The sequence below is a fragment of the Pseudomonas sp. genome, assembly GCF_026224925.1.
Classification (GTDB): domain Bacteria; phylum Pseudomonadota; class Gammaproteobacteria; order Pseudomonadales; family Pseudomonadaceae; genus Aquipseudomonas.
In genome coordinates, this window is record NZ_JAMFRV010000354.1 from 1 (window position 1) to 4,968 (window position 4,968).

Annotated in this window: 5 protein-coding genes; 4 read left to right on the top strand and 1 reads right to left on the bottom strand. The window is 59.4% G+C overall.

Translation table 11 applies throughout. The features are described 5' to 3' along the window. The 4 genes from M0974_RS15450 to M0974_RS15465 all read left to right on the top strand — a co-directional run. The coding region (locus M0974_RS15450; protein ID WP_297838333.1) for a sigma-54-dependent Fis family transcriptional regulator at positions 1 to 1,765 on the top strand (1,765 nt) is incomplete at its 5' end. A 214-nt stretch (positions 1,766 to 1,979) separates the two neighbouring features. Continuing rightward, on the top strand, positions 1,980 to 3,329 hold the full coding sequence (gene mpl / locus M0974_RS15455) for a UDP-N-acetylmuramate:L-alanyl-gamma-D-glutamyl-meso-diaminopimelate ligase (RefSeq protein WP_297838336.1): 1,350 nt from the start codon (positions 1,980 to 1,982) through the stop codon (positions 3,327 to 3,329). Next, positions 3,326 to 3,955 carry a flavin prenyltransferase UbiX gene (gene ubiX, locus M0974_RS15460; protein WP_297838339.1) on the top strand — a complete coding sequence of 210 codons (630 nt, stop codon included), beginning with the start codon at positions 3,326 to 3,328 and terminating at the stop codon, positions 3,953 to 3,955. The genes mpl and ubiX overlap by 4 nt, the downstream gene beginning before the upstream one ends. After that, positions 3,948 to 4,235, top strand: a complete 288-nt coding sequence (locus M0974_RS15465; protein WP_297838342.1) for a YceK/YidQ family lipoprotein — start codon at positions 3,948 to 3,950, stop codon at positions 4,233 to 4,235. The genes ubiX and M0974_RS15465 overlap by 8 nt, the downstream gene beginning before the upstream one ends. Positions 4,236 to 4,359: 124 nt before the next feature. On the opposite strand, the gene M0974_RS15470 is transcribed toward M0974_RS15465, so the two are convergent. Beyond that, a partial coding sequence (locus M0974_RS15470) for an oxidoreductase (RefSeq protein ID WP_297838346.1) occupies positions 4,360 to 4,968 on the bottom strand: 609 nt, incomplete at its 5' end.

The window sequence follows — 4,968 nt, forward strand, 5'->3', positions numbered from 1 at the left end:
AGCGCTAAGCGTGGCGCCGACGGTGCTTGAGCATGGGCGTTTGCTCGAAAGCCGGGAGCGATTGCAGCAGGTGCTGAGCATTGCTGGCGGCGAAATGAACAGCCTGCATCAGCAGCTTTCCGGCGCTGGGCATGCGGTGCTATTGACCGATGCGCGCGGGGTCATCCTCAACTGCATCACCGCCCCCACCGAACACACAATTTTCGAGCGCGCCGGCTTGTGGCTGGGCGCGGACTGGAGCGAAGCCTGTGAGGGCACCAACGGTATCGGCACCTGCCTGGTCGAACGTCAGTCGCTGACCATCCACCAGGATGAACACTTTCGTGGCCGTCACACCGGACTGACGTGCTCGGCAAGCCCTGTATTCGACCCCCATGGTGATTTGCTCGCCGTGCTGGATGTGTCGTCGGCGCGGCATGACGTGTCTCGGCAAAGCCAATTTCATACCATGGCGCTGGTCAATCTGTCGGCGAAGATGATCGAGCGCGGCTATTTTCTGCAGCGGTTCAATGATCAATGGTTGCTGCGGTTTCACCTGCAGGCGGAGTCCGTCGGCTTGTTCAGCGAAGGCTTGATGGCATTCGATGGCGAAGGGCGAGTCAGCGCAGTCAATCAGAGCGCCCTGAACCTGCTGGGGTATGGGCGCGGCAATTTACTCGGTCAGTCGGTGAGCGCCTTGTTCGAGTGTTCGCTGGATGAATTACTCGCCCGCGGCAGTGCGCACCCCAGTGCCACGTGGCCGCTGCGCACCCGCGATGGTCGGCGTTTGTTTGCGCTGTTGCGCGGGCAGCCGCGCAGTGTGCCGAAACCCCCGTCCGCTCCCGTACCTGTTGCCACACCTCGTCTGAGTGGTATTTGCTTGGACGACGCCGCCTTACAAAATGACTTTCGCCGCGCACTAAGGGTGTTTGAGCGGGACGTGCCATTGCTGGTTAACGGCGAAACCGGTTCAGGCAAGGAGGCGTTTGCCAAAGCGGTGCACCAGGCTAGTTTGCGCAGCGACAAACCATTTGTGGCCCTGAACTGTGCAGCAATACCGGAAAGTCTGATCGAAAGTGAGCTGTTCGGCTATCGCGGCGGCAGTTTTACCGGCGCACGCAAAGAGGGCATGCAGGGCAAGCTGCAGCAGGCCGATGGCGGTACCTTATTTCTCGACGAAATTGGCGACATGCCATTGGCCCTGCAGACGCGTTTGTTGAGGGTACTTGAGGACCGCTTGGTTGTACCGATCGGCGGCGAACCGCATGCGGTGGATGTAAGAATCATCAGCGCCACGCACCGGAACTTGCTTGAACGGGTGGCGGACGGAAGCTTTCGTGAAGATTTGTACTATCGCCTGAACGGCCTGGAAATCGCCCTGCCGCCGCTGCGTGAGCGCAGTGATAAATCGCAGCTGCTGGATTTTCTGCTGGAAGAAGAGGCGGGCGATCAGGTTGTCGTTCTCGATGAGGCGGCGCGCGCTGCGCTGCTGGATTTCGCCTGGCCGGGGAATGTGCGGCAAATGCGAACGGTGCTGCGTACGGTGGTCGCGCTGTGCGATGAACAACGCATCGGCTTCGATGAGCTGCCACTCGCCATCCGACAAAACCTGTCAGCACCCACGCTGACCCTGGTCAGCGAACACCCACTGGACGATGCCGAGCGCATAGCCTTATTGGCGGTACTAGAAGAACAGCGCTGGCACATGACTCACACTGCAGAACAACTGGGTGTCAGCCGCAATACGCTGTATCGCAAACTTCGTAAGCATGGGATAGCGCGTTAGCTGGGACTGGCGTGTAGAGGATCAAACTGTAGGAGCGCGCTTGCCCGCGATGGAGCGTATGAAGTCGCCAGGAAGAGTTGAGTCGCCAACTCTACGACTGCTATGCAGCCGATCGCGAGCAAGCCCGCTCCTACAGTAACCGGGTTCATTGCGCCAGCCCTCGCCACACACCGCTCGCTAAGCTAACCTGCGCCCATGTTTTACGAGGTTGATCATGCATATTCATATTCTTGGTATCTGCGGTACTTTCATGGGTTCGCTGGCGGTCCTCGCCAAAGAGTTGGGGCACCGGGTCACGGGCTCCGATGCGAACGTCTACCCGCCGATGAGCACCCAGTTGCAGGCGCAGGGCATTGAACTGCATCAGGGCTACGACGCCGCGCAGCTGGACCCGGCACCTGATCTGGTGGTGATTGGCAACGCGCTGTCGCGGGGCAACCCGGCAGTGGAATACGTCTTGAATAAGGGTCTGCCTTACGTGTCTGGCCCTCAGTGGCTAGCTGATCACGTGCTGCAAGGCCGTTGGGTGCTGGCCGTCGCCGGAACCCATGGCAAGACCACCACCAGCAGCATGCTCGCCTGGGTGTTGGAGCATGCGGGCATGAGCCCCGGCTTTTTGATCGGTGGTGTCCCGCAGAATTTCGCAGTGTCGGCCCGTTTGGGTGATACACCGTTTTTCGTGGTCGAGGCTGACGAGTACGACAGTGCGTTTTTCGACAAGCGCTCGAAGTTCGTTCACTACCGCCCGCGCACTGCAATTTTGAATAACCTTGAGTTCGATCACGCCGACATTTTTCCCGATCTGCCCGCGATTGAGCGCCAATTCCATCACTTGGTGCGGACCATCCCGAGCGAAGGCTTGGTGATTCACCCTACTACTGAACCGGCGTTGTTGCGGGTTATTCAAATGGGCTGCTGGACCCCGGTGCAAACCACCGGTGAAGGCGGGCAGTGGCAGGCGCGTTTGCTCAGCGAAGACGGTTCGCGCTTTGAAGTGATTTTCGAAGGTATTGTGCAAGGCGTGGTCGAGTGGGACATGACTGGGCAGCATAACGTCGCCAATGCGCTGGCCACGTTGGCAGCCGCTCGGCATGTGGGCGTAGTGCCGAAGCAGGGTGTTGAGGCTCTGAGTGAGTTCAAAAGCGTTAAGCGACGCATGGAGAAGGTCGCCGAGGTTAACGGCGTCACTATTTATGACGACTTCGCGCATCACCCGACGGCCATTGCCACTACCCTTGATGGCCTGCGCAAACGCATCGGCGATGCGCCGTTGATCGCGATCGTCGAGCCCCGTTCCAACTCCATGAAGCTGGGTGCACACCGCGACGGGTTGCCGGAAAGTGTACGTCAGGCCGATCAGGTGATCTGGTACGCCCCGGCCAATCTGGGCTGGGACCTCGCAGCCACGGCGGCACTGTGTACCGTGCCTTCTGTAGTGTGTGATTCCCTCGACGCCATCATCGCCAAGGTCAAAAGCCAGGCTCAGCCGGGCACCCAAGTGGTGATCATGAGCAACGGTGGTTTCGGTGGCTTGCATGGCAAATTGGCGGAGGCGCTGAAATGAGCGGCCCGGAGCGCATTACCCTGGCGATGACCGGCGCGTCTGGCGCGCAATATGGTTTGCGCCTGCTCGACTGCCTGGTTCGGGAAGAGCGCGAAGTGCATTTCCTGATATCCAAAGCCGCGCAGTTAGTGCTGGCGACGGAGACCGACGTTTCATTGCCGGCAAGGCCGATGATGATGCAGGCGTTTTTGACCGAATACACGGGTGCCGCCTCAGGGCAGATTCGGGTGTATGGCAAGGAAGACTGGATGTCTTCGGTGGCCTCTGGTTCGGGTTCGCCTGCGGCGATGGTGGTGGTGCCTTGCTCTACCGGCACCTTGTCGGCGATTGCTACAGGTGCCTGTAATAACCTGATTGAGCGTGCCGCCGACGTGACGCTTAAAGAGCGCCGTCAGTTGATTCTTGTGCCGCGTGAAGCGCCGTATTCCAGTATTCATTTGGAGAACATGCTTAAGCTGTCGAACATGGGGGCGATCATTTTGCCCGCGTCGCCAGGCTTTTATCACCAGCCACAAACCATCGATGACTTGATCGATTTCGTCGTCGCACGGATTCTGAATCTATTGAACATCCCTCAAGACATGCTGCCGCGCTGGGGCGAACACCACTTGAGCGCCGATGAATAAGCCGCTGTTGCTGACCTTGATGGTATTAACGCTGACCGGCTGCGCGACGGCCCGAACCCTCGACGCCGCCCAAACGGGTGCGCCGGTGGTGTACTCGGGCGCGAGACTGGATATGTACGCAATAAACGGCGGCTGCTGCGCCAAGGATCACTTTGGTGCCGAGGCACCCAGCTGGCCCAGTATCGACCTGCCAGCCAGTGCCCTGCTCGATACCCTGCTTTTACCGCTGTCGCTAATGACAGTGCTGGGCGTAGGCTTTTCTGCGACCGGTGGGCTGTAAGGTCATCGTAGGACCGAATTCATTCGGGAAGGCCGTAACGCGCTTTTCAGACAAGCCACGCCGCTCGCTTCCCGAATGAATTCGGTCCCACAGGAATTTTGGCAAGGCCCGACAATGCTCCGGGCTATTTACCCAACTTACTCAATTCTTCCGCCTCGACAATCCGCACGCCGTCCTGTTCTTCCAGCGCCAATCGCCACAGTGCGCGGGCTACGGAGCAGGCGTCGATGCCGCGGTATTTGCCGGGAATCAGCTTCGCGAAGGGCGCTGCCAGTTGTTCGGCCAGACGTTGTTCCGAGCGTTCGCCGATCAGCAGTGAAGGTCGGGCGATGGTCAGTTGGGGCCAGCCCTGATCCATGAGCGCTTTTTCCACTTCACCTTTGACCTGGCTGTAAAAGATGCTGGATTTCGGGTCGGCGTTCACCGCACTCATCACCACCAAATGCCGTGCGCCCAGCTCTCGTGCGCGTTTGGCGAATGCCACCACCAGATCAAAGTCGATGGCGCGAAACGCTTCTTTGGACCCGGCCTGTTTGATCGTACTGCCCAAGCAACAAAAAGCGATATCCACAGGACCGCTCAAGGTGGGCAACAAGACAGCCAATTCCCCCACCGGATTTTCCAGGTGAGGATGGTCCGCCAGCGGGCGACGCGTCGGCGCCAACACGCGACTGACCGTGGGCTCGTTGAGCAGGCGATCAATCAAGTGTTCGCCGGTCAGGCCGGTGGCACC

Excerpts from the sequence above, each read along its gene's own strand:
- mpl (WP_297838336.1), top strand. The coding sequence starts at position 1,980 with ATGCATATTCATATTCTTGGTATCTGCGGTACTTTCATGGGTTCGCTG.
- ubiX (WP_297838339.1), top strand. The coding sequence starts at position 3,326 with ATGAGCGGCCCGGAGCGCATTACCCTGGCGATGACCGGCGCGTCTGGC.
- M0974_RS15465 (WP_297838342.1), top strand. The coding sequence starts at position 3,948 with ATGAATAAGCCGCTGTTGCTGACCTTGATGGTATTAACGCTGACCGGC.